Here is a 22,831-nt window from a genome sequence, read left to right on the forward strand (position 1 = left end):
ACGGCCGCCGGACGGCACAGCTCTGAGACACTGGGCGCGATATGAACGAGACAGCGCCCCTGAGAGCCCGTGCCGAGATCGATCTCGCCGCACTCCGCGCCAACGTGCGCGTTCTGCGTGCCCGGGCGTCCGGCGCGCACCTCATGGCCGTGGTCAAGGCCGACGCCTACGGGCACGGCGCGATCCCCTGCGCGCGCGCCGCGCTGGAGGCCGGCGCCACCTGGCTGGGCACCGCCACCCCGCAGGAAGCCCTGGCCCTGCGCGCGGCCGGCCTCGAAGCCCCGATGATGTGCTGGCTGTGGACACCGGGCGGGCCCTGGCGCGAGGCGATCGAGGCCGGCATCGACGTGTCGGTGAGCGGCCTGTGGGCGCTGCGCGAGGCCACCGCCGCCGCCGCGGAGGCGGGCCGGCCGGCCCGTGTCCACCTCAAGGCCGACACCGGCCTCGGCCGGGCCGGCTGCCAGCCCGCCGACTGGCCGGAACTGGTCGCCGCCGCCCGCACCGCCGAGCAGGCGGGCACCGCCCGCGTCACCGGCCTGTGGTCCCACTTCGCCTGCGCCGACGAGCCGGGCCACCCCTCGATCACCGCCCAGCTGGACACCTTCCGCGACATGGTGGCGTACGCCGAGAAGGCCGGCGTCGAGCCCGAGGTGCGGCACATCGCCAACTCCCCGGCCACCCTCACGCTCCCCGAGTCCCACTTCGACCTCGTGCGCACCGGGATCGCCATGTACGGCATCTCGCCCGGCCCCGAACTGGGCACCGCCGCCGACTTCGGGCTGCGCCCCGTCATGACGCTCGCCGCGTCCGTCGCCCTGGTCAAGCACGTACCGGCCGGCCACGGCATCAGCTACGGCCACCACTACACGACGACCGCCGAGACCACGCTCGGCCTGGTGCCCCTCGGATACGCCGACGGCATCCCGCGCCACGCGTCGGGCCGGGGCCCGGTTCTGGTCGGCGGGGTGCGGCGGACGATCGCGGGCCGGGTGGCCATGGACCAGTTCGTCGTGGACCTCGACGGCGACGAGGTGGCGGTCGGCAGCGACGCGGTGCTGTTCGGTCCGGGCGACCGGGGCGAGCCGAGCGCCGAGGACTGGGCCGAGGCGGCCGGCACGATCGCGTACGAGATCGTCACCCGGATCGGCGGCCGGGTGCCGCGCGTCCACCGGGGCGCCGGGACGACGGACGGTGCGTCGGCCGGGTCCTGACCGGGGAAGCGCCCCTGACCAGGCACGGTCTGAATGCGTCCGAGACGGGCCCGGCTCGGGAGGACAGACCGGCCCAGGCACGATCTGAACACGTCCGAGACGGGCCCGGCTCGGGAGGACAGACCGGCTCAGGCACGATCTGAACACGTCCGAGACGGGCCCGGCTCGGGCCGGGACAGACCGACACGACCGACGAGGAGCGCGGCACGGTGAGCGAGATCAGCACGGGTGACGCGGTGGCGACGGCCGCTTCGGCGGCCGGCTGGCGCCGGGCGGGCGTCGCCGGCGCCGCCATAGGCGTGATCGCCGCCGGGGCGGCGGCCGGGGTCGCGGTGGAGCGGCTGACGGTCGGCCGGTCCATGCGCAAGCGCGCCCGGCTGGCCCTGGACGCCACCGGACCGTACGGCTCGCTGCGCGGGCGGCCGGGCCGGGCCACGGCCGACGACGGCACCGAGCTGTATTACGAGGTCGACGAGGTCGACGAGGTCGACGCGCCGGGCCACGACGGCAGCGCCTCGGCGTCCGCCGACGCCGGCTCCCGGCGCCGGCGGCTCTTCGGACGCAAGGCACCCGCCCCCGTCACGGTCGTCTTCAGCCACGGCTACTGCCTCGGCCAGGACTCCTGGCACTTCCAGCGGGCCGCCCTGCGCGGCATCGTGCGCACCGTCCACTGGGACCAGCGCAGCCACGGCCGCTCCGAGCGCGGCCGCGCCCAGGCGAGGGCCGGCGGCGGGGTGCCCGTCGGCATCGACCAGCTCGGCCGCGACCTCAAGGCCGTCATCGACGCGGCCGCCCCCGAGGGCCCGCTCGTCCTGGTCGGCCACTCCATGGGCGGGATGACGATCATGGCGCTGGCCGAGCAGTACCCGGAACTCATCCGCGACCGGGTCGCCGCCGTCGCGTTCGTCGGTACGTCGAGCGGGAAGCTCGACGAGGTCAGCTTCGGCCTGCCGGTCGCGGGCGTCAACGCGGTGCGGCGGGTGCTGCCCGGGGTGCTGAGGGCGCTCGGCTCGCAGGCGGAGCTGGTGGAGCGGGGGCGGCGGGCGACCGCGGACCTGTTCGCCGGGCTCATCAAGCGGTACTCGTTCGGCTCGCGGGACGTGGACCCGGCGGTCGCCCGGTTCGCCGAGCGGCTCATCGAGGCCACCCCGATCGACGTGGTCGCCGAGTTCTACCCCGCCTTCGCCGAACACGACCAGAGCGCGACCCTGCCCCTCTTCCGCGCTCTCCCGGTCCTCATCCTGGCCGGCGACAAGGACCTCGTGACGCCCAGCTCGCACAGCGAGGCCATCGCGGACCGGCTGCCCGACGCGGAGGTGGTCATCGTCCCGGACGCCGGCCACCTGGTCATGCTGGAGCATCCGGAAACGGTGACCGACCGCCTCGCCGACCTGCTGGTGCGCGCGGGCGCCGTACCGGAATCCTGACGGCCGGGGCCGTATCGTTTCCGGCCATGGAAGCAGCGCAGAACAGCCCGGCGGCCGGTGGCGCCGCCGCGTACGAGAACACCCCCTCCGCCGTCACCGTGAAGCTGGCGGTCGACGCCCCCGAACAGATGCGGGCCCTTGGCCGCCGGCTCGCCTCCGTGCTGCGCCCAGGCGACCTCGTGATGCTCACCGGTGAGCTGGGCGCCGGCAAGACGACCCTGACCCGGGGGCTCGGCGAGGGGCTGGGGGTGCGGGGCGCGGTGACGTCGCCCACCTTCGTGATCGCCCGCGTCCACCCGCCGCTCGGGGACGGTCCGGCGCTGGTCCACGTCGACGCGTACCGGCTGGGCGGCGGTCTGGACGAGATGGAGGACCTGGACCTCGACGTGTCGCTGCCGGAGTCGGTGGTCGTCGTGGAGTGGGGCGACGGCAAGGTCGAGGAGCTGTCCGACGACCGGCTCCAGGTGCTCATCGACCGCGCGGTCGGCGACACGGACGACGAGCGGCGCTCGGTGACGCTGTTGGGCGTGGGCGCCCGGTGGGCGGGGCTGCGCAATGAGTCCTGGGCGCCCTGGGCCTGAGCGGGACCCGTTGTTTCCGACGCGGTGTCGGTAAAGTGTTGCGCCGGACGGGGCAGGCATGGTGCTATGGAGGACGAGAGCAGGTTAGGTCTGCCTAACCATGCCTTCCACCGAAGTTCCAGGAGGCGTCCATGCCGGCATCCCCGCATGAAGCGCAGCCGCCGCGCGCGGTATCGATGAGCACCCTGCTGGCCGCGGGAGCGGCGGCGAACGCGGTATCCACGCCTCCGCGAGCGCAGCCGGCGCCGCGACCGGCGGAGCCGGAACGGGCGGCGAAATCCGGACGGGCCGCATCCCCGAGCCGGGCGGCGAAATCCAGCCCGTCCGGCGATTGAGGACACCGCGACGGTCCGGCGGACCGGGCTACGGGACCACGACCACCTTCACGCTCACCGTCGCGAACGTCCACATCGCATCGCCGTCCTCGCGGCTCATCCGCACGCCCCCGGCCTTCAGCGTCGGGTCCGGCTCCTCCATCGAGCCGTCCTGGGCCGCGCTGAAGCCGATCGCCACATCGTTCACCGAGGCGAACCGCACCACGTGCTCGATCGGCACGCCGTCGGACCCCTTCACGCTGCCCGAGCGCGAGGTCACCGTGTAGGTGCCCGGCACGGCGGAGACCGCGCTCGGCATCACCTTGAACGTCCGCGACGCCTTGCCCGTCGCGTCCACCAGCCACACCCGGCGGTCGGCCAGCGCGTACACGACGCGCATCCCGGTGCCGGAGGCGGCGGGAACCGCGAGCGGGTCCTTCTTCGGCTTCGGCTTGGCGTGACCGGCGCCGGCCGGCGCCGACGCGCTGCTGGACGCCTTCGGCTTCGCGCTCAGATCGGCCGGTACGTCGGCGGATGCCTGGTAGGCCAGGAAGCCGACCACCGCGACGGCCGCCGCGGTGAGCGCGGCCACGATTCCCGAGCTGCCCCTTGCCACCGTGCGTGCCTCTTTCGCCGTCGTGTTCCGTAGGTCGCGTTCCGCGAGTCGTGTGCCGCACGTCGCGTGCGGTAAGTCGTACAAGCGTTTACACGTACTCCGCGTATACCCGGTGACGGTAGCAGCCGGGATCGCCCGGAACGGGAAGCCGGACGGGGCGCGGGGCGGACCGCGCCGGAGCCGTAGGCTGTTTGCGTGCTCTTGCTCGCAATGGATACCGCCACCCCCGCCGTCACCGTCGCCCTGCACGACGGGACCCGCGTCGTCGCCGAGTCCGCCCAGGTCGACGCCCGCAGGCACGGGGAGCTGCTGCTGCCCGCCGTCGACCGGGTCCTCGCGGACGCCGGGCTGGAACTCGGCGCCGTGACGGACGTCGTCGTCGGCGTCGGCCCGGGACCGTACACCGGGCTGCGGGTCGGCCTGGTGACGGCCGCGACGTTCGGCTCGGTGCTGTCCGTACCGGTGCACGGGCTGTGCACCCTGGACGGCCTCGCGTACGCCGCCGGGCAGGCCGGGCTGAAAGGGCCGTTCGCCGTCGCCACGGACGCCCGCCGCAAGGAGGTCTACTGGGCACGGTACGAGGACGCCCGCACCCGGACCGAGGGCCCCTCCGTCGACCGGCCCGCCGACATCGCGGACCGGCTCGCGGGCCTCCCCGTCGTCGGCGCGGGCGCGGTGCTCTACCCCGACGCCTTCCCGGACGCGCGCGGCCCCGAACACCTCGCGGCGGGCGCGCTCGCCGGCCTCGCCGCCGAACGCCTCGCGGCCGGCGCCGAGCTGCTTCCGCCGCAGCCCCTCTACCTCCGCAGGCCCGACGCGCAGGTCCCGAAGAACTACAAGGTGGTCACCCCGAAGTGACCGCCACGACCGCAGTGCTGCGCGAGATGCGCTGGTGGGACATCGACCCGGTACTGGACCTCGAACACGAACTGTTCCCGGACGACGCCTGGTCGGCCGCCATGTTCTGGTCCGAGCTGGCGCACGCGCGGGGGCCGGTGGCCACCCGCCGCTACGTCGTCGCCGAGGACCCGGCCACCGGGCGGATCGTCGGGTACGCGGGCCTCGCCGCCGCCGGTGACCTCGCCGACGTCCAGACGATCGGCGTCACCCGCGACCACTGGGGCGGCGGGCTCGGCTCCGAGCTGCTGACCGACCTGCTCAAGCACGCCACGGCCTTCGAGTGCGCCGAGGTGCTGCTGGAGGTCCGCGTCGACAACACCCGGGCCCAGAAGCTGTACGAACGCTTCGGCTTCGAACCGATCGGCTTCCGCCGCGGCTACTACCAGCCGGGCAACATCGACGCACTCGTCATGCGCCTCCACGTACACGAAGACGTACAAGAAACAGAGACTGACTGATGGCTGACGAACCGCTCGTACTCGGCATCGAGACCTCCTGCGACGAAACCGGGGTCGGCATCGTCCGGGGCACGACGCTCCTCGCGGACGCCGTCGCGTCCAGCGTCGACACGCACGCCCGCTTCGGCGGCGTCGTCCCGGAGATCGCCTCCCGCGCGCACCTGGAGGCGATGGTCCCCACCATCGAGCGCGCCCTGAAGGAGGCCGGCGTCAGCGGCCGGGACCTCGACGGCATCGCCGTCACCGCCGGACCCGGCCTCGCGGGCGCCCTGCTCGTCGGCGTCTCGGCCGCCAAGGCGTACGCGTACGCGCTGAACAAGCCGCTGTACGGGGTCAACCACCTCGCCTCGCACATCTGCGTGGACCAGCTGGAGCACGGGCCGCTGCCCGAGCCCACCATGGCGCTCCTGGTCAGCGGCGGGCACTCCTCGCTGCTCCTCGCGCCCGACATCACCAACGACGTGCGGCCGCTCGGCGCGACCATCGACGACGCGGCCGGCGAGGCGTTCGACAAGATCGCCCGGGTGCTGGACCTCGGCTTCCCCGGCGGCCCGGTCATCGACCGGCTCGCCAAGGAGGGCGACCCGGCCGCCATCGCCTTCCCGCGCGGCCTGACCGGCTCCCGCGACCCCGCGTACGACTTCTCCTTCTCCGGCCTGAAGACCTCCGTCGCCCGCTGGATCGAGGCGAAGCGCGCGGCCGGCGAGGAGGTGCCCGTACGGGACGTGGCCGCGTCCTTCCAGGAGGCCGTGGTGGACGTACTCACCCGCAAGGCCGTCCGCGCCTGCAAGGACGAGGGCGTCGACCACCTGATGATCGGCGGCGGCGTCGCGGCCAACTCCCGGCTGCGGGCGCTCGCCCAGGAGCGGTGCGAGAAGGCGGGCATCCGGCTGCGCGTGCCGCGCCCCAAGCTGTGCACCGACAACGGCGCGATGGTCGCCGCGCTCGGCGCCGAGATGGTGGCCCGCAACCGCCCCGCCTCCGACCTGGAGCTGTCCGCCGACTCCTCGCTGCCGGTCACCGAGACCCACGTCCCGGGCGCCCACACCCACGACCACGTCCACGAGGTCAGCAAGGACAACCTCTACTCATGAGCGCCCCCGCCACCGCCCTGATGTGGGAGGCCCGCGCCACCGAGGGCCGGGGCGCCGAGCTCCTGGAGTGGGCCCGCGCCCGCGCCGCCGAGCTGCCCCGGCCCCCGCTGCGCAGCGAACTCCTGCGCGCCCCCCAGGACCGGGTCCTGGTCATCACCTGGTGGGACGGGGCGTACGGCGACGACCTGCCGGAGCTGCCCGAGCCGGGCGCGGACCTGATCACCCGGGCGGTGCACCGCTGGCGCTTCGAGTCGCTGGGGCCGGTGGCGCCCGGCCGATGAGTCCGGGGTCCGCCGGCGGTCCACCCGGCGCCCTATTCTTGGCGTGTACACAGTGATGCAGGGGGAGGGCGTTTCATGGAGTGGTACTGGTGGGTGCTCATCATCTTCTGGACGGGCGGCTTCGGCTGGCTCGCCGACAACGTCCGCACCGCGCTGCGCAACCGGCACAGCCGCCGGATGGAGCTGCTGGAGGCCGGCCGGCAGGAACGGCTCGCGGTCGAGGCCGCCAACAAGCCGCCCGAGCCCGTCTGCGGCTGCACGCACCACCTGGCCAAGCACGACAAGCAGGGCAAGTGCCACGAGCGGGTCGAGGTGCCGACCGCCTGGGACGAGCAGAAGAAGCCCGTCCGCTTCGAGTCGGGCCAGTGCAACTGCCAGCAGTACGTGGGCCCTCAGCCGCTCTCCCAGGTGTACGCGGAGGAGCTGACGGACCTCGCGTGACGCGTTCGGCCGCCCCCGTGTGAGCCACCCGGGGGACCGCGCGGACCCGGCGGCGGTGTCGGACCCGACGCCCTTGCACGTCCTGGCAATATGCGGCGCCATGCAGCCAGTACGACAAAAGGACAAATTGGCCATGAATGGGCGCGGGCCGGGTGCGGTGACGGGCGGACAGCAGCGGGCGCGACGGGGACGGGGCCGCCTGCGGCGCCGGCCGGGCTACGCGGTCCTCGCCGCGCTCCTGGTCGCCGCCGCCGGCTCCGGCTGCGCGGCCGGGACCGGCGACTCGGGGGCCGGCTCCGGGGCGAAGCTCCAGGCCGGGCAGGCGGGCGCGCAGGCGGAGCCGGCGGCCGGGGCGCTCGGCACCCGCGCGGCGCAGGCGGAGCGGGCCAGGCTCGCCCAGGCCGCCCGCGCGGTCGCCGCCAAGAAGTGGGGCCTGGCGAGCACGCCGCTCGCCGCGCCCGTACCGCCCGCCCGGAAGCCGCACATCACGACCCGCAAGGGCTTCGAGGTCGAGGGCCAGGACGACTCGCTGCCGCCGGTCTTCACCACGGTCCCCACCAAGGACAAGGTCGTCTTCCTGACCATGGACGACGGCGACGACAAGGACCCCGAGCTGCTGAAGATGATGTCGGAGCTGAACATCCCGTACAGCGCCTTCCTCAGCGACTACCTGGTGCGCGACGACTACACGTACTTCAAGGACGCCCAGGCGCGCGGGGTCACGCTCAACAACCACACGCTCAACCACCGCTACATGCCGGGCCTGTCCTACGAGGAGCAGAAGCGCGAGATCTGCGACCAGCAGGAGATCATCGAGAAGCAGTTCGGCAAGCGGCCCCGGCTCTTCCGGCCGCCGTACGGCAACTACAACACCGACACCCTGAAGATCGCCAAGTCCTGCGGCATCACCGCCGTGCCGCTCTGGGCGGAGGAGGCGTTCCCCGACCACATGGAGTGGCGCGAGGAGGACCTCGACCTGCACCCCGGCGACATCATCCTCACCCACTTCCGGGGCAAGAAGGACTGGAAGGGCAGCATGCCCGACCTGATCCGGTCCGTCATGAAGGTCATCACGGACAAGGGGTACGCCGTGGCCCGGCTGGAGGACTACGTGTGAGAAGCGGGCCCACGGTTCCGCCACGAGGGGCGTGAATTGGCACTCCGCTTGACCGAGTGCTAATCGCGGTCATAGTCTCAGTGCTGGCACTCCCCATTGGAGAGTGCCAGCAGTACTGTGCGACCGGCAGGTCCGGCACCCGCGACGACGGGCTCACCTGGTCGCCACACCAAAGACTGTTAAACCCCGTGAGATCTCCGAAGGGGGAGACCGGATCGTGTCGACCGCCAGCTCCAAGGTTGCGATCAAGCCGCTCGAGGACCGCATTGTGGTCCAGCCGCTCGACGCCGAGCAGACCACGGCCTCCGGCCTGGTTATCCCGGACACCGCCAAGGAGAAGCCCCAGGAGGGCGTCGTCCTGGCCGTGGGCCCGGGCCGCTTCGAGAACGGCGAGCGCCTGCCGCTCGACGTCAAGACCGGCGATGTCGTGCTGTACAGCAAGTACGGCGGCACCGAGGTGAAGTACAACGGCGAGGAGTACCTCGTCCTCTCGGCTCGCGACGTGCTCGCGATCATCGAGAAGTAATTCACCCACGTTTGCTTCTGTTCTGCGCCCCTGGCCCCCTGCGAGATAACCAGCCGGGCGGCGAGGGGCGCAGTGCTTGTTTTTGAGAGGACAGTTCAGCTCCATGGCGAAGATCCTGAAGTTCGACGAGGACGCCCGTCGCGCCCTCGAGCGCGGCGTCAACAAGCTTGCCGACACGGTGAAGGTGACGATCGGCCCCAAGGGCCGCAACGTCGTCATCGACAAGAAGTTCGGTGCCCCCACCATCACCAACGACGGTGTCACCATCGCGCGCGAGGTCGAGCTGGACGACCCGTACGAGAACCTCGGCGCCCAGCTGGTGAAGGAGGTGGCGACCAAGACCAACGACGTGGCCGGTGACGGTACGACCACCGCCACCGTCCTCGCCCAGGCGCTCGTCCGCGAGGGCCTGCGCAACGTCGCCGCCGGCGCTTCCCCGGCCGCCCTGAAGAAGGGCATCGACGCCGCGGTCAAGGCCGTGTCCGAGGAGCTCCTCGCGACCGCCCGCCCGATCGACGACAAGTCCGACATCGCCGCCGTCGCCGCGCTCTCCGCGCAGGACGCCCAGGTCGGCGAGCTCATCGCGGACGCGATGGACAAGGTCGGCAAGGACGGTGTCATCACCGTCGAGGAGTCCAACACCTTCGGTCTGGACCTCGACTTCACCGAGGGCATGGCCTTCGACAAGGGCTACCTGTCCCCCTACATGGTGACCGACCAGGAGCGTATGGAGGCCGTCCTCGACGACCCGTACATCCTGATCCACCAGGGCAAGATCGGCTCGATCCAGGAGCTGCTGCCGCTCCTGGAGAAGGTCATCCAGGCCGGTGGCTCCAAGCCGCTGCTGATCATCGCCGAGGACGTCGAGGGCGAGGCCCTGTCGACCCTGGTCGTCAACAAGATCCGCGGCACGTTCAACGCCGTCGCCGTGAAGGCCCCCGGCTTCGGTGACCGCCGCAAGGCCATGCTCGGCGACATCGCCACCCTCACCGGTGCGACCGTCATCGCCGAGGAGGTCGGCCTCAAGCTCGACCAGGCCGGTCTGGACGTGCTGGGCACCGCCCGCCGCGTGACCGTCTCCAAGGACGACACCACCATCGTCGACGGTGGCGGCAAGTCCGACGAGGTCGCCGGCCGCGTCAACCAGATCAAGGCCGAGATCGAGGCCACGGACTCCGACTGGGACCGCGAGAAGCTCCAGGAGCGCCTGGCGAAGCTGGCCGGCGGTGTCTGCGTGATCCGCGTCGGTGCCGCCACCGAGGTGGAGCTCAAGGAGAAGAAGCACCGTCTGGAGGACGCCATCTCCGCGACCCGCGCCGCGGTCGAGGAGGGCATCGTCTCCGGTGGTGGCTCCGCCCTGGTCCACGCCGTCAAGGTCCTGGAGGGCAACCTCGACAAGACCGGCGACGAGGCCACCGGTGTCGCGGTCGTCCGCCGCGCCGCCGTCGAGCCGCTGCGCTGGATCGCCGAGAACGCGGGTCTTGAGGGCTACGTCATCACCTCCAAGGTCGCCGAGCTCGACAAGGGCCAGGGCTTCAACGCCGCGACCGGCGAGTACGGCGACCTGGTGAAGGCCGGCGTCATCGACCCGGTCAAGGTCACCCGCTCCGCCCTGGAGAACGCCGCGTCCATCGCGTCGCTGCTGCTCACGACCGAGACCCTGGTCGTCGAGAAGCCGGCCGAGGAGGAGCCGGAGGCCGGTCACGGCCACGGGCACTCCCACTAGCGCGTAAGCGAAAGGCCCGGCACCCCCGTGAGGGGTGCCGGGCCTTGCCGTTCGTGCGGGACGCTACGCGGAGCGGCCGAGCTCCGCCGGGTGCACCGGGTCCGCGAACGGGCGGCCCTGCGCGTACCGCTCCAGCTCGTCCAGCGCCTGGTCCGTCATGCGGTGCAGCTCGTTGCCGAGGGAGCCCGCCACATGCGGGGTGAGGAGCACGTTCGGCAGGTCGTACAACGGGGAGTCGGCCGGCGGGAGTCCGGGGTCCGTCACGTCCAGTACGGCGTGCAGGCGGCCCGGAACCAGCTCCCGCAGCAGCGCCGCCTCGTCGACCAGGGAGCCGCGGGCCGTGTTGATCAGCGTCGCCCCGGTGCGCATCAGCGACAGCCGGCGGGCGCCGATCATGTGGTGGGTCTCGGGGAGCTGCGGGGCGTGCACCGAGACGACGTCGGCGCGGGAGCACAGCTCGTCCAGGGCGACCGGTTCGACGCCCAGCCGCGCGGCTTCGTCGGCCCTCACGAAGGGGTCGTACAGAAGGACGTGCAGGTCGAAGGGGCGGAGCAGTTCGATGACGCGGCGGCCGATGCGGGAGGCGCCGACGATGCCCACCGTACGGCGGTAGTTGCCCGCCCCGTCCAGCTCGGCGCGCCAGTCGTGGTCGCCGCGGACCTCGCGGTAGACGTGGGCGGAGCGCAGGACGCGCTTGTTGGCGAGCAGGATCGTGGCGAGGGTGTACTCGGCCACGGGCAGGGCGTTGGCCCCGGCCGCCGACGAGACGGTCAGACCGCGCTCCCAGCAGGCGTCCGTGATGTGGTGCTTGACCGAGCCCGCCGCGTGGACGACCGCCTTCAGCCGGGGCGCGGCGGCCAGGACCCGCGGGGTGAGGGGGGTCGCCCCCCAGCAGGTGAAGAGGACTTCGGCCTCGGCCAGGGCGGCCGCGACGGGTGGGGCCGGGTGCGCCAGGTCGTGGGCGACGAGCGCGGGGTCCGTACGGGCGAGGGCCGCGAGCCGGGTGCGGTGGCGCGGTTCGAACAGGCGCTCGCAGATGCCGGGGCCCATCGCGAGCAGGACCGACGGCCGGTGGTCAGGGGTGGGCTGCATGGTGGTGAATGGCTCCCTTGGGTACGCGGTGGGGCTACTTGACGCTGCCGGCGGTGAGCCCGGCCTTCCAGTGCCGCTGCAGGGAGACGAAGGCGACGATCAGGGGGATGACGGCGAGGAGGGACCCGGTGACCACGAGCGGGTAGAAGCCGGGCTCGCTGTGGGTGTTGAGATGCGGGCCTCGATGCCGTCCTCCGTGGTGGTCATCCAGGTGGCGGACTCGACGGCCGCCGCGGCCTTCTCGCTGTTCTTCGGCACGGCGAAGGTGGTGCCGCCGAGCATGCCGCCGGCGGGCTTGCCGTCCCACGTCGGGATGGGGGCCACCGCCCACTTGCCGCTCTGCTCGGGCAGCGTCCCGCCGAGGACGCCGCCGCCCCAGGAGGCGCCGAGGTAGCCGATGGTACCGCCGGTCTTCAGGGAGTTGGTCCAGGCGGGGGAGAAGGAGGCGTCGGCGCGGACCAGGCCGTCCTTGACCAGACCCTGCCAGTAGTCGGCGACCTTGGTGGTGGCGGCGTCGGAGGTGTCGACCTTCCAGGTGTCGCCGTCGGCCTTGAACCACTGGGCGCCGGCCTGCCAGACCATCGCCTCGAAGGTGGTCGGGTCGTCGGGGAAGAAGGTGCCGATGCGGGCCTTGGAGTCGGCCTTCTTGATCTTCTCGGCGGCCTTGAACTCGTCCCAGGTCTTGGGGACGTCGACGCCGTACTTGGTGAACCGGTCCTTGCGGTAGAAGAATGCCTGCGGTGCGGCGTCGAAGGGGACGATGCCTGCGGTGCGGCGTCGAAGGGGACGATGCCTGCGGTGCGGCGTCGAAGGGGACGGCCCAGCTCTTGCCGCCGAGCGTCGTCTGCTCGATCGCCTGCGGGAGGAACTTCTTCTTCACGTCGTCGCCCAGGTACTCGCTGATGTCCTGGAACCCGCCCTGGCCGACGTACTCGGGGAGCGTCGGGTACTCGACGGAGACCAGGTCGGGGGCGTTGCCCGCCTTGATCGCGGTGGAGATCTTGGCGTAGCCGCCGGCGTTGCCGGACGGGGTCTCCTCGAACTTCACCCGGATGTTCTCGTGCGAGGCGTTGAACGCGTCCACGACCTCCTTGGTGCCCTTGGCCCAGCCCCAGAAGGTGATGGTCACGGGCTTGTCGGCGGTGCCCGTGCCGCCCCCGTCTATGGAAAGAGTCGTTCTGCTCCAACTGCGGTTCACGGCGAAGCTCCTGAATCAGCGGCGACATTGACGTTGGGCGTGATCCTTGGCCCAGCAATGTCCGAAGTCAAGAGCGAAAGATTGATTGATCGAGAAAAGATCAGAAAGTTATCGAATGGTCGATGCCCGCACCCGCAGCCGCGGCAGCAGCGCCAGGTGCCGGCCGGGCTCGTCCTCGTCCCGGGCGGGACCGATGCGGCTGACCAGCAACTCCGTGGCGTACCGCCCGATATGACGCTTGGGCGGGCTGACCGCGGTGAGCGGGATGTCGCCCAGGGCGGCCACCTCGTCGTCGTACGCGATCACGGCCAGGTCCTCGGGGACGCGTACGCCCAGCTCGGACAGGCGCTGGACCAGGTGGATCGCGTCGACGTCGTTGTGCACCAGCGCGGCCGTGACCCCGCCGGAGACCACCGCATCGCGCACCTCCTGCACCGCCTCCTCGAAGCGGGCCGGGTCGACGTCGGGGCCGGACGTCCCGATCATCGCCGGTGCGTCGGCCGGGCCCAGCGCGGCCAGCGCGTCCTCGTAGCCGGACCGCACCGCGAGCGCGGTCGGGCTGTCGGCGCGGGCGACGAGCAACGGGGTCCGGTGGCCCAGCTCGACCAGGTGGCGCACGGCCAGGAGCACCCCGTGCCGGTGGTCGGAGCAGACCCGGTCCAGGCCGTCGAGGGGTGATCCCGGCGCGGGGGTGCGCTCCAGCAGCACGGCGGGCGCCGGCAGCCGGGCCATCCAGTCCCCGTACGCGGCCTGGTCCTCGGTTCCCCGCCAGGCCGGGGCGATGAGCAGCCCCTCGGCCCCGGAGGCGAGCAGCCCCTCGGCGCGCGCCCTGTCCCCCTCGGGGCGGTAGTCGGAGATCCGCAGGACGAGACGGGCCCCGGCGCGGTCCGCGGCCTCGTGCGCACCGCGGATGACCTCGGCGAAGTAGTACGTCGCCGAGGGGGCGATCAGCCCGATCACCGGGCCCGCGCCCGGGTCGGGCGCGCTGCCGGCCGGGCCGTTGCGGGGCCAGGAGACCGAACCGTGGACCCGGTCGAGCAGCCCGCGCTCGGCCAGCGCCTCGACGTCGCGGCGCACCGTGACGGGGGAGACCCCCAGCTGGCCGGCGAGATCCGAGACGCGGGCCGAGCCGCGTTCCCGTACCAGGGTCAGAAGTCGGTCGTGACGTTCAGCGGCACTCTCGCGCACGGTGGCGGCCCCCTTGCGGTTCGCGATGTGATGGCCCGCCCGGCCGGCCGGACCTCAGGGTCTCTGGTTCGGGTCAGGCCGGGCTCGCGGGCTGCCCCGCACCCAGGACCCTAGTGCAGTTTGATCGATTGGCGGAAGTTTCGATCATTCGGCACTTTCTCATTGACGTTCGATCAATCCACGGTTCAAGATTTCGGGCGACGCCGAAGTCCGCCTCCAGGGGAGCATCATGCCCACGACGAGTCCGTACCCGGGCCGCACCCGTGCCCATTGGGAGCAGACGGCCGATCAGCTGCTGCTCGCGGTACGCCCCTACGCCTCGCCCCGCCACGGCCTCATCGACCTCCCCGGCCCCCGCCCCAGCGCGTCCGGACCCCGCTCCGACGGCCTCGAAGGCTACGCCCGCACCTGGCTGCTCGCCGCGCTGCGGGTCGCCGGAGCGCGGGGCGAGGACCCGCACGGCCACCTCGGCCGGTACGCCGAAGGGCTCGCCGCCGGCACGTCGGACCCGGCGGGTAGCCCCGACGCCTGGCCGCAGATGGCCGACACCCACCAGGCCGTGGTCGAATCCGCCTCCGTCGCCCTCGGTCTGCGCCTCACCCGCCCCTGGCTCTGGGACAGCCTCGACGACAGCACGCGGCAGCGCGCCGTCCACTGGCTGCTCCCCGCGCTCGGCCCGTCCCCGGTCAACAACAACTGGTGGCTCTTCGGGCTCACCGTCGCGGGCTTCCTCCAGGACGCGGGCATCGAGACCGACCGGGCACGGCGGACCATCGACCGCGCGCTGGAACGCATCGAGGACTGGTACCTGGGCGAGGGCTGGTACAGCGACGGCCCGAACCGCTCCTTCGACCACTACAACGCCTGGGCGATGCACTTCTACCCCGTCCTGCACGCCCATCTCGCGGGCGACCGGGACCTCCTGGACCGCTACGGCCCCCGGCTGCACCGCCAACTCGACGACTACACCCGTATGTTCGGCGCGGACGGGGCCCCCATGCCGTACGGCCGATCCCTCACCTACCGCTTCGCCGCCGCGGGCGCCCCCTGGCTCGGCGCGCTGACCGGCCACACCCCGCTCACCCCGGGCGCGACCCGCCGCCTCGCCTCGGGAACCCTCCGCTACTTCCTGGACCGCGGCGCCACCGGCGAGGACGGCCTCCTCACCCTCGGCTGGCACCACCCCTACGAGCCGATGATCCAGTCGTACTCGGGGCCGGGCTCCCCGTACTGGGCCTCGAAGGGCTTCCTCGGACTGCTGATGCCCCCGGACCACCCGGTCTGGACGGCCGATGAGGAGCCGCTTCCCGCCGAGACGAAGGACGCCGCGACCGCCCTCGGCCCGACCGGCATGCTCCTCCAGTCCACCGCGGCGGACGGCCTGGTCCGCCTCCACAACCACGGCTCGAACCACGTCGGCGACGACGAGGACCCCGGCTACGCACGCTTCGCGTACTCCACCCGCACCGGCCCCACCGGCGGCGACCCGGAGCGCGACAACCACTTCGCGCTGATCCTCGACGGCGCACCCACCCGCCGCCTCACCGCCGAACCCCTCGGCCTGGGACCCGACCGGGCCGCCTCCGCGCACACCCCGCACCCCGGCATCCGCGTCGTTTCCGCCACCCTCGTCCACGGCCGGGCGGAGATCCGCGCGCACCTGGTCACCGGCGCCCCCGACGGCACCCCGGTACGCCAGACGGGCTGGGCCCGGTGCGACCGGACGGTCACCGCCCAGCTCCACCCCGTCCACGGCTACGCGGGCGGGGTCCGCCGGCTCCCCGGCGGATCGACCATGTTCGGTGACGCGTCCGAGATCCTCGCCGTCGACGGCGCCACCGCGGGGCCCGCATCCCTCTTCGTGGCCCTCGCCTCCCTCACCGGGGAAGCGGACCCGGACCCCGTCGCCACCCTCGCGGACATCCGCGTCCAGAGCCCCCACGTGATCCAGGTGACCTGGCAGGACGGCACCGCAGCCGTACTCCGTCTCCCGGAGGATTCATGAGCCGGGCGGCATCGGGGTCCACGGGCCCTACTGCGGCCCGTACTTGCGGCCCGTCCGCGAGGTGATCCCGCCGAGCAGGCCGCGCGGAGCCAGCTTCACCGCCCCCATCAGGACCTTGTAGCGCGGGTCCGGGACCGACAGCGACTTCCCGCGCGCCAGATCGGCGAGCGCGGCGCTCACCAGCTTGTCCGCGTCGAGCCACATCCAGCCGGGGATGTTGCCGGTGCCCATCCCGGCCCGCTGGTGGAACTCCGTCCGTACGAAGCCGGGGCAGAGCGCCATCAGCCGCACGCCCGAACCGGCCAGGTCCCGCGCCGCACCCTGGGTGAACTGCACGACCCACGCCTTGGACGCCCCGTACGTACCGCGCGGCAAGAACGCCGCGACCGAGGCCACGTTGACGATCCCGCCCCTGCCGCGCTCCTTCATCCCGGCGACCGCCGCCGAGGTCAGCCGCAGGACCGCCTCGCAGTGCACCTTCAGCATGGTCAGCTCGTCGGCCATCGGGACGTCGAGGAAGCGGCCCTTGTTGCCGAACCCGGCGTTGTTGACCAGGAGATCGACCGGCTGCACGCGGTCACCGAGCCGTTCCTCGACCGCGCCGATCCCCTTCTCCCCGGACAGGTCCGCGGTCAGCACCTCGGCCTCGATGCCGTGCCGGTCGTGCAGTTCGGTGGCCTGCTCCCGCAGCCGGCCGGTGTCGCGGGCCACCAGCACGAGGTTGTGCCCGTCCGCCGCGAGCCGCCGCGCGAAGGCCGCCCCGATGCCCGCGGTCGCGCCCGTAATCAGTGCAGTCGTCATACGCGGCACGTTAGAGCATCCGGAAATCCGCGTTCCGCGGCGCTCTCGGCGTCCCGCCCGCACTCACGGCGCGGCGAGCTCCGCCTCGTAGGCGCGCGCACTGCGCAGCGCTTCGGGGTGCAGCGCCTCGCCCGCCGGCAGCAGCAGCGGCAGCAGGTCGCGCCGGGTCGTCACGGCCCGGAACTGGAGATCCACCGTCACCTCGTGGTCCGGCCGGTGCACGATCTCGACCGGGTCCCCGGCCCGCGCGGAGCCCGGCGTGACGACCCGGAGGTACGCCCCCGGGGCCGCCGCACGCGTGAACCGCTTGACCCAGCGCGCCTCGCCGAGGTGGCCCGCGAACGTACGGCACGGAATCCGGCCGGAGGTGACCTCCAGGACCAGGTCGGCCCCGATCCGCCAGCGCTCGCCGATCAGCGCACCGCTGACCCCGATCCCGGCCGTGGTCAGGTTCTCGCCGAACGAGCCGTTGGCCAGCGGGCGTCCCAGCTCCCGTTCCCACGCGTCGAGCTCCTCGCGGGCGAAGGCGTAGACCGCCTGGTCGGAGCCGCCGTGGTGGCGCACGTCGCAGACCGCGTCCCCGGCGAGACCGCTGCCGCCCTCGCCCTTGGGCCCGGGGTCGTCCACCCACACCGGCCCCTCGACGGGGCGCTTGTCGATCCCGGTCAGGCCGCCCGGGGCATCGGTGTAGGACGCCGCCGTGGGACGCCCGGCGTTCACGGTCAGCACAGTCATCGCGGTCATACCCGAACGCTAACCAGTACCACCTCAAAGGCGCATGTGAATAATTCGCTGTCGACCCAAGCGTCTCTTATGATTGATGCGTGATCGAAGCCCGCCACCTCCGCGTCCTGCGCGCCGTGTCCACCACCGGCTCGTTCTCCGCCGCCGCCCGTGAGCTGGGCTGCACCCAGCCCGCGGTCAGCCAGCAGATGAAGGCCCTGGAGTCCTCGGCGGGCACCACGCTGCTCATCCGCACGGGCCGCGAGATGCGGCTGACGCAGGCGGGCGAGGCGCTCGTGCGGCATGCGTCCGGCATCCTCGCCGGGCTCACCGCCGCCGAGGAGGAGGTCGCCGCCATCGCCGGGCTGCGGGCCGGCCGGGTCCGCCTGGTGTCGTTCCCCAGCGGCAGCTCGTCCCTGGTCCCGGGCGCCCTCGCCGCACTGCGGGCCGCGCACCCCGGCACCCAGGTCTCCCTGGTCGAGGCGGAGCCGCCCCGGTCGGTGGAGATGCTGCGCGACGGCGACTGCGACATCGCGCTCGCCTTCCGGTACGGCGAACCGGGCGCCGAGTGGGACGACCTGGTGGTGCGCCCGCTGCTCACCGACCGGCTGACCGGCCTCCTCCCCGAGGGGCACGCGCTGGCGGACCGGGACGAGGTGGGCATCGCCGAACTCGCCGGGGAGTCCTGGATCGCCGGCTGCCCCCGGTGCCGCACGCAGCTCGTGGAGGTGTGCGAGGAGTCCGGCTTCACCCCGCGCATCGACTTCGCCACCGACGACTACCCGGCGGTGATCGGCCTGGTCGGCGCGGGCCTGGGCGTCGCCGTGCTGCCGGCGCTGGCGATCGAGTCGGTGCGCCCGAGGGGGGCCAGGACCGTCACGGTGGAGCCGGCCATCGAGCGCGAGATCGTCGCGCTGACCCTGCCCGACCTGGCGCGGGTCCCGGCCGTGGCGGCGACCCTGGACCAGCTGTCCCTGGCGGCGGCCCGCTGACCGGTGCGCCTGCTCGGTGAGGGGCCGGCGCGGGCGGCACGGGCGGCACGGGTGGCACAGGCGGCACGGGCGGGTGAAGAAACGTTTCTGTTTTGGTGTGCGGCGGGTGCGGGTTCAGCTGTGTCCGGGCGGGGTCGAGGGAGCCGCCGCCGAGATCAGGCGGTTGCGGGCCCGTCCCATGAGCTCCTCGCGCTCGTCCTCGGTCAGTCCGCCCCACACCCCGTAGGGCTCGCGTACCGCCAGCGCGTGGGCGGCGCACTCGGCGCGTACCGGGCACCGCATGCAGACCTCTTTCGCGGAGGTCTCGCGGGCGCTGCGGGCGGCCCCGCGTTCCCCCTCGGGGTGGAAGAACAGCGAGCTGTCGACCCCGCGGCAGGCTGCCAGCAGCTGCCAGTCCCACAGGTCGGCGTTGGGTCCGGGAAGGCGGGAGAAATCGGCCATTGCTTGTCCCCTCGAAACCGTGCTGAGTCGGAAACGTCGTTGTCGTTCGTCGTGGACCGGATGCGTTGTGGGTGGGTACTCGTCGATGACCGTGTACAAGATCGTACATCTGCGGTGTTAGTAGATGTAAATATGACTGATTGCGAATCTAGCCACAGACACCAGCAAAAGGGAAGAAATCCCGCTAAATGGGGCATTCGCTCACCAAAAGTTTCGGTTGACGGCTGGACGACCCCGTGGCGTTCTGCTCCGTGTGCGCTTCCTCACGTAGAGTGCCGAACTCGGTCTTCCAACCCGTAACTCTTTCGAGTGACCGTCGTTGAGAGTGCGGAGGCGGTTGGCAGAAAGAGCGATCGGGCAGATGTCCGAGAGCGTCAACCGCACAGGTGACGACTTGTAACAGCCTGGAGGCTCAAGGTGACGCGCATCAGCTGCGGAGGGCGGTCATGACATCCGTCCTCGTCTGCGACGACTCCCCGCTTGCCCGAGAAGCGCTCCGTCGCGCGGTCGCGACCGTGCCCGGCGTCGAGCGTGTGACGACGGCCGCCAACGGCGAGGAAGTCCTCCGCCGCTGGGGCGCCGACCGTTCGGATCTGATTCTCATGGACGTACGCATGCCCGGCCTCGGGGGGGTGGAGACAGTCCGACGGCTGCTTTCTGCCGACCCGGGCGCCCGGATCATCATGCTGACCGTCGCCGAGGACCTGGACGGCGTCGCGCTGGCGGTCGCCGCCGGCGCCCGCGGGTATCTGCACAAGGACGCCTCCCGGGCCGAGCTCCGGGCGACCGTCACCCAGGCCCTGGCCGACCCGACGTGGCGGCTCGCCCCGCGCCGGCTGCGCTCGGCCGAGATGGGTGCGGCGCCCACGCTCACGGCGCGTGAGATCCAGGTGCTCGAAGGGATGAGCCACGGCCGCTCCAACGCGGAGATCGGCCGTGAGCTGTTCCTCTCCGAGGACACGGTCAAGACGCACGCCCGGCGTCTGTTCAAGAAGCTCGGCGCCTCGGACCGGGCCCACGCGGTGGCGCTCGGCTTCCGCTGGGGGCTGGTCCGCTAGAGGCGGGCGGGGGGTGCGGCGTGAGCCGTACCCCGCCGACGGAGCCCGCCGCTCCGGCGGTATGTGACGCTTCCCGGCCGATGCCGCATCCTTGAGACGTGGAGTTCCTCGGGAACGATTCGGTCGAGCGGAAGGGGAGGGCGCAGGACATGACTTCCGGCGCACCCGCTCATAACGCTTCGGTGCACAACTACGGACGCGGTGCCGCGGACGACGCGGCGCCGGGGCACCATGGTCCGATGCGCGACGACGGAACGACGGTGATCGGTGCCCTGGTGCACCGCGCCGTCGAGGGCGACGCGCAGGCCACCCACGATCTGCTGGCCCACGTCCACCCACTGGCCCTGCGCTACTGCAGGTCCCGGCTGAACCGGCTGCCCGGTGACGCCCGCCACTTCGTCGAGGACCTGGCGCAGGAGGTCTGCGTCGCGGTGCTCATGGCGCTGCCGCGGTACAAGGACACGGGCAGACCCTTCGAAGCCTTCGTCTTCGCCATCGCCGGTCACAAGGTGGCCGATCTCCAGCGCGCCGCGATGCGGCACCCGGGATCGACCGCCGTGCCCTCCGACGAGATGCCGGAGCGGCCCGACGATTCGCTCGGCCCGGAGGAGCGCGCGCTGCTCAGCAGCGACGCCGCCTGGGCGAAGAAGCTCCTCGCCAACCTCCCGGAGAACCAGCGCGAGCTGCTCGTTCTGCGAGTCGCGGTCGGGCTGACCGCCGAGGAGACCGGGCAGATGCTGGGCATGTCTCCGGGCGCAGTCCGGGTCGCGCAGCACCGGGCGCTGAGCCGGCTGCGGGCCCTCGCGGAGCAGTGAGCCGGAGCTCCGGCGTGCCGTAGGAAACTACAGAACCTGCGGGTGATCTTGCTCGTGGAATGAGACGCCTCCAGAGCCCGTTAGCATGGACATCCGCACCGATCAAGGCCATTTGGGGAAGGTGTCATGACTGCAAACGTCGACGGAGTGCCCGAGAAATTCGCGACGCTCGGGCTGACATACGACGACGTGCTGCTGCTGCCGGGCGCATCCGAAGTGCTGCCCAACGCGGTCGACACCTCGACGCTCATCTCGCGCAACGTACGGGTGAACATCCCGCTGCTGTCCGCCGCCATGGACAAGGTGACCGAGGCCCGCATGGCCATCGCCATGGCCCGGCAGGGCGGCGTCGGGGTGCTGCACCGCAACCTCTCGGTCGAGGACCAGGTCAACCAGGTCGACCTGGTCAAGCGGTCCGAGTCCGGCATGGTCACCGACCCGATCACGGTCGGCCCGGACGCCACGCTCGGCGAGGCCGACGCGCTCTGCGCCAAGTTCCGCATCAGCGGCGTCCCGGTCACCGACCCGGCGGGCAAGCTCCTGGGCATCGTCACCAACCGCGACATGGCCTTCGAGTCGGACCGCTCGCGCCAGGTGCGCGAGGTCATGACCCCGATGCCGCTGGTCACCGGACGGGTCGGCATCTCCGGCGTGGACGCCATGGAGCTGCTGCGCCGCCACAAGATCGAGAAGCTTCCGCTGGTGGACGAGGCGGGCATCCTCAAGGGCCTCATCACGGTCAAGGACTTCAAGAAGGCCGAGCAGTACCCGAACGCGGCCAAGGACGCCGAGGGACGCCTGCTCGTCGGCGCGGCCGTCGGCGCCAGCCCGGAGGCGCTGGACCGCGCCCAGGCGCTGGCCGAGGCCGGCGTGGACTTCCTGATCGTCGACACCTCGCACGGCCACAACAGCAACGCCCTCAACTGGATGGCCAAGATCAAGTCGGCCGTGAACGTGGACGTCATCGGCGGCAACGTCGCGACCCGCGACGGCGCCCAGGCCCTGATCGACGCCGGCGTGGACGGCGTCAAGGTGGGCGTCGGACCCGGCTCGATCTGTACCACCCGCGTGGTCGCCGGCATCGGCGTCCCGCAGGTCACCGCGATCTACGAGGCCGCGCTGGCCGCCCGCGCCGCGGGCGTCCCGGTCATCGGCGACGGCGGCCTGCAGTACTCCGGCGACATCGGCAAGGCGCTCGCCGCCGGCGCCGACAGCGTGATGCTGGGCTCGCTCCTCGCGGGCTGCGAGGAGTCGCCGGGCGAGCTCCTCTTCATCAACGGCAAGCAGTTCAAGTCGTACCGGGGCATGGGTTCGCTGGGTGCGATGCAGTCCCGCGGACAGGGCCGCTCCTACTCCAAGGACCGGTACTTCCAGGCCGAGGTCTCCTCCGACGACAAGCTCGTCCCCGAGGGCATCGAGGGCCAGGTGCCCTACCGCGGCCCGCTCGCCAACGTGCTGCACCAGCTCGTCGGCGGCCTCCGCCAGACGATGGGGTACGTGGGCGCGGCCTCGGTGGACGAGATGGAGAGCAAGGGCCGCTTCGTGCGGATCACCTCGGCGGGCCTCAAGGAGAGCCACCCGCACGACATCCAGATGACGGTCGAGGCGCCGAACTACAGCAGGAAGTAACGCGACAGCGCAGGTGAGGGGCGGTCCCGGGTTCCCGGAACCGCCCCTCACCTGCGTGTCGGGGATACTGGACAGCGCAGACGCAGAGGGAAAGGCCACATCATCGTGACTGAGATCGAGATCGGGCGCGGCAAGCGCGGCCGCCGGGCATACGCATTCGACGACATCGCCGTCGTCCCGAGCCGCCGGACCCGCGA

Annotated in this window: 22 protein-coding genes and 2 pseudogenes; 17 read left to right on the plus strand and 7 right to left on the minus strand. The window is 72.1% G+C overall.

Features of this window, described 5'->3' with window-relative positions; all coding sequences use genetic code 11:
• Positions 1–41 precede the first annotated feature (41 nt).
• From alr to tsaE, 3 genes are all read left to right on the plus strand, one after another.
• On the plus strand, positions 42–1,211 hold the full coding sequence (gene alr, locus E6R18_RS13630) for an alanine racemase (RefSeq protein WP_136317137.1): 1,170 nt from the start codon (positions 42–44) through the stop codon (positions 1,209–1,211).
• Positions 1,212–1,420: 209 nt separating this feature from the next.
• A complete protein-coding gene (locus tag E6R18_RS13635; RefSeq protein WP_136317138.1) occupies positions 1,421–2,638 on the plus strand; it encodes an alpha/beta hydrolase in 1,218 nt (405 codons plus the stop codon).
• 26 nt (positions 2,639–2,664) lie between these two features.
• Complete coding sequence (gene tsaE / locus E6R18_RS13640; protein ID WP_136317139.1) at positions 2,665–3,219, plus strand: tRNA (adenosine(37)-N6)-threonylcarbamoyltransferase complex ATPase subunit type 1 TsaE; 555 nt, start codon at positions 2,665–2,667, stop codon at positions 3,217–3,219.
• A gap of 363 nt (positions 3,220–3,582) precedes the next feature.
• Here the strand turns inward: tsaE and E6R18_RS13650 are convergent, their stop codons facing one another.
• A complete protein-coding gene (locus E6R18_RS13650; protein WP_136317159.1) occupies positions 3,583–4,125 on the minus strand; it encodes a hypothetical protein in 543 nt (180 codons plus the stop codon).
• Positions 4,126–4,359: 234 nt separating this feature from the next.
• Between E6R18_RS13650 and tsaB the strand changes: the two genes are divergently transcribed.
• The 8 genes from tsaB (at position 4,360) to groL (ending at position 10,692) form a co-directional block, all read left to right on the plus strand.
• On the plus strand, positions 4,360–5,007 hold the full coding sequence (gene tsaB / locus E6R18_RS13655) for a tRNA (adenosine(37)-N6)-threonylcarbamoyltransferase complex dimerization subunit type 1 TsaB (protein WP_136317160.1): 648 nt from the start codon (positions 4,360–4,362) through the stop codon (positions 5,005–5,007).
• On the plus strand, positions 5,004–5,507 hold the full coding sequence (gene rimI, locus E6R18_RS13660; RefSeq protein ID WP_136317141.1) for a ribosomal protein S18-alanine N-acetyltransferase: 504 nt from the start codon (positions 5,004–5,006) through the stop codon (positions 5,505–5,507). The genes tsaB and rimI overlap by 4 nt, the downstream gene beginning before the upstream one ends.
• Positions 5,507–6,601: a tRNA (adenosine(37)-N6)-threonylcarbamoyltransferase complex transferase subunit TsaD gene (tsaD, locus tag E6R18_RS13665; RefSeq protein ID WP_136317142.1), complete on the plus strand. Its 1,095-nt coding sequence runs from the start codon at positions 5,507–5,509 to the stop codon at positions 6,599–6,601. The genes rimI and tsaD overlap by 1 nt, the downstream gene beginning before the upstream one ends.
• Positions 6,598–6,882 carry a hypothetical protein gene (locus E6R18_RS13670; RefSeq protein WP_136317143.1) on the plus strand — a complete coding sequence of 95 codons (285 nt, stop codon included), beginning with the start codon at positions 6,598–6,600 and terminating at the stop codon, positions 6,880–6,882. Before tsaD ends, E6R18_RS13670 begins: the two co-directional genes overlap by 4 nt.
• Positions 6,883–6,957: 75 nt before the next feature.
• Positions 6,958–7,323, plus strand: coding sequence for a hypothetical protein (locus tag E6R18_RS13675; protein ID WP_136317144.1), 366 nt, complete (start codon positions 6,958–6,960; stop codon positions 7,321–7,323).
• 157 nt (positions 7,324–7,480) lie between these two features.
• Positions 7,481–8,440, plus strand: coding sequence for a polysaccharide deacetylase family protein (locus E6R18_RS13680; protein WP_136317161.1), 960 nt, complete (start codon positions 7,481–7,483; stop codon positions 8,438–8,440).
• 217 nt (positions 8,441–8,657) lie between these two features.
• A complete protein-coding gene (groES, locus tag E6R18_RS13685; RefSeq protein WP_018101172.1) occupies positions 8,658–8,966 on the plus strand; it encodes a co-chaperone GroES in 309 nt (102 codons plus the stop codon).
• A gap of 103 nt (positions 8,967–9,069) precedes the next feature.
• Positions 9,070–10,692, plus strand: a complete 1,623-nt coding sequence (gene groL, locus E6R18_RS13690) for a chaperonin GroEL (protein ID WP_136317145.1) — start codon at positions 9,070–9,072, stop codon at positions 10,690–10,692.
• A 63-nt stretch (positions 10,693–10,755) separates the two neighbouring features.
• Here groL and E6R18_RS13695 read toward each other — a convergent pair whose 3' ends face one another.
• The 3 genes and pseudogenes from E6R18_RS13695 to E6R18_RS13705 form a co-directional block, all read right to left on the minus strand.
• Complete coding sequence (locus tag E6R18_RS13695) at positions 10,756–11,784, minus strand: hydroxyacid dehydrogenase (RefSeq protein ID WP_136317146.1); 1,029 nt, start codon at positions 11,782–11,784, stop codon at positions 10,756–10,758.
• Between the two features lie 153 nt (positions 11,785–11,937).
• Positions 11,938–12,982: pseudogene (locus E6R18_RS13700) on the minus strand (sugar ABC transporter substrate-binding protein); the annotation flags it as partial.
• A 108-nt stretch (positions 12,983–13,090) separates the two neighbouring features.
• Positions 13,091–14,170 (minus strand): substrate-binding domain-containing protein, encoded by a 1,080-nt coding sequence (locus E6R18_RS13705; RefSeq protein WP_136317147.1) that lies wholly within the window; start codon positions 14,168–14,170, stop codon positions 13,091–13,093.
• 229 nt (positions 14,171–14,399) lie between these two features.
• On the opposite strand from E6R18_RS13705, the gene E6R18_RS13710 reads away from it, so the two are divergent.
• A complete protein-coding gene (locus E6R18_RS13710) occupies positions 14,400–16,175 on the plus strand; it encodes a DUF2264 domain-containing protein (RefSeq protein ID WP_136317148.1) in 1,776 nt (591 codons plus the stop codon).
• A 27-nt stretch (positions 16,176–16,202) separates the two neighbouring features.
• On the opposite strand, the gene E6R18_RS13715 is transcribed toward E6R18_RS13710, so the two are convergent.
• Both E6R18_RS13715 and E6R18_RS13720 read right to left on the minus strand, forming a co-directional pair.
• Positions 16,203–16,976 (minus strand): SDR family oxidoreductase, encoded by a 774-nt coding sequence (locus tag E6R18_RS13715; protein ID WP_136317149.1) that lies wholly within the window; start codon positions 16,974–16,976, stop codon positions 16,203–16,205.
• A 63-nt stretch (positions 16,977–17,039) separates the two neighbouring features.
• Positions 17,040–17,711 (minus strand): MOSC domain-containing protein, encoded by a 672-nt coding sequence (locus tag E6R18_RS13720; protein WP_136317162.1) that lies wholly within the window; start codon positions 17,709–17,711, stop codon positions 17,040–17,042.
• Between the two features lie 89 nt (positions 17,712–17,800).
• On the opposite strand from E6R18_RS13720, the gene E6R18_RS13725 reads away from it, so the two are divergent.
• The gene (locus E6R18_RS13725; protein WP_136317150.1) at positions 17,801–18,691 is read left to right on the plus strand and encodes a LysR family transcriptional regulator; all 891 of its coding nucleotides are present in this window, start codon (positions 17,801–17,803) and stop codon (positions 18,689–18,691) included.
• Between the two features lie 114 nt (positions 18,692–18,805).
• Here the strand turns inward: E6R18_RS13725 and E6R18_RS13730 are convergent, their stop codons facing one another.
• Positions 18,806–19,132, minus strand: coding sequence for a WhiB family transcriptional regulator (locus E6R18_RS13730; RefSeq protein WP_136317151.1), 327 nt, complete (start codon positions 19,130–19,132; stop codon positions 18,806–18,808).
• A 446-nt stretch (positions 19,133–19,578) separates the two neighbouring features.
• On the opposite strand from E6R18_RS13730, the gene E6R18_RS13735 reads away from it, so the two are divergent.
• The 4 genes and pseudogenes from E6R18_RS13735 to E6R18_RS13750 all read left to right on the plus strand — a co-directional run.
• Entirely contained in the window at positions 19,579–20,190 is a 612-nt protein-coding gene (locus tag E6R18_RS13735; protein ID WP_003948568.1) for a response regulator transcription factor, read from the plus strand.
• Positions 20,191–20,429: 239 nt separating this feature from the next.
• Complete coding sequence (locus E6R18_RS13740) at positions 20,430–21,005, plus strand: sigma-70 family RNA polymerase sigma factor (RefSeq protein ID WP_018101160.1); 576 nt, start codon at positions 20,430–20,432, stop codon at positions 21,003–21,005.
• 126 nt (positions 21,006–21,131) lie between these two features.
• Positions 21,132–22,634, plus strand: coding sequence for an IMP dehydrogenase (guaB, locus tag E6R18_RS13745; protein WP_136317152.1), 1,503 nt, complete (start codon positions 21,132–21,134; stop codon positions 22,632–22,634).
• A 105-nt stretch (positions 22,635–22,739) separates the two neighbouring features.
• A pseudogene (locus E6R18_RS13750) lies at positions 22,740–22,831 on the plus strand (GuaB3 family IMP dehydrogenase-related protein); the annotation flags it as partial.

Origin of the sequence: Streptomyces sp. A1277 (genome assembly GCF_004795015.1) — a bacterium.
In the GTDB taxonomy this organism is placed as follows: Bacteria; Actinomycetota; Actinomycetes; order Streptomycetales; family Streptomycetaceae; genus Streptomyces.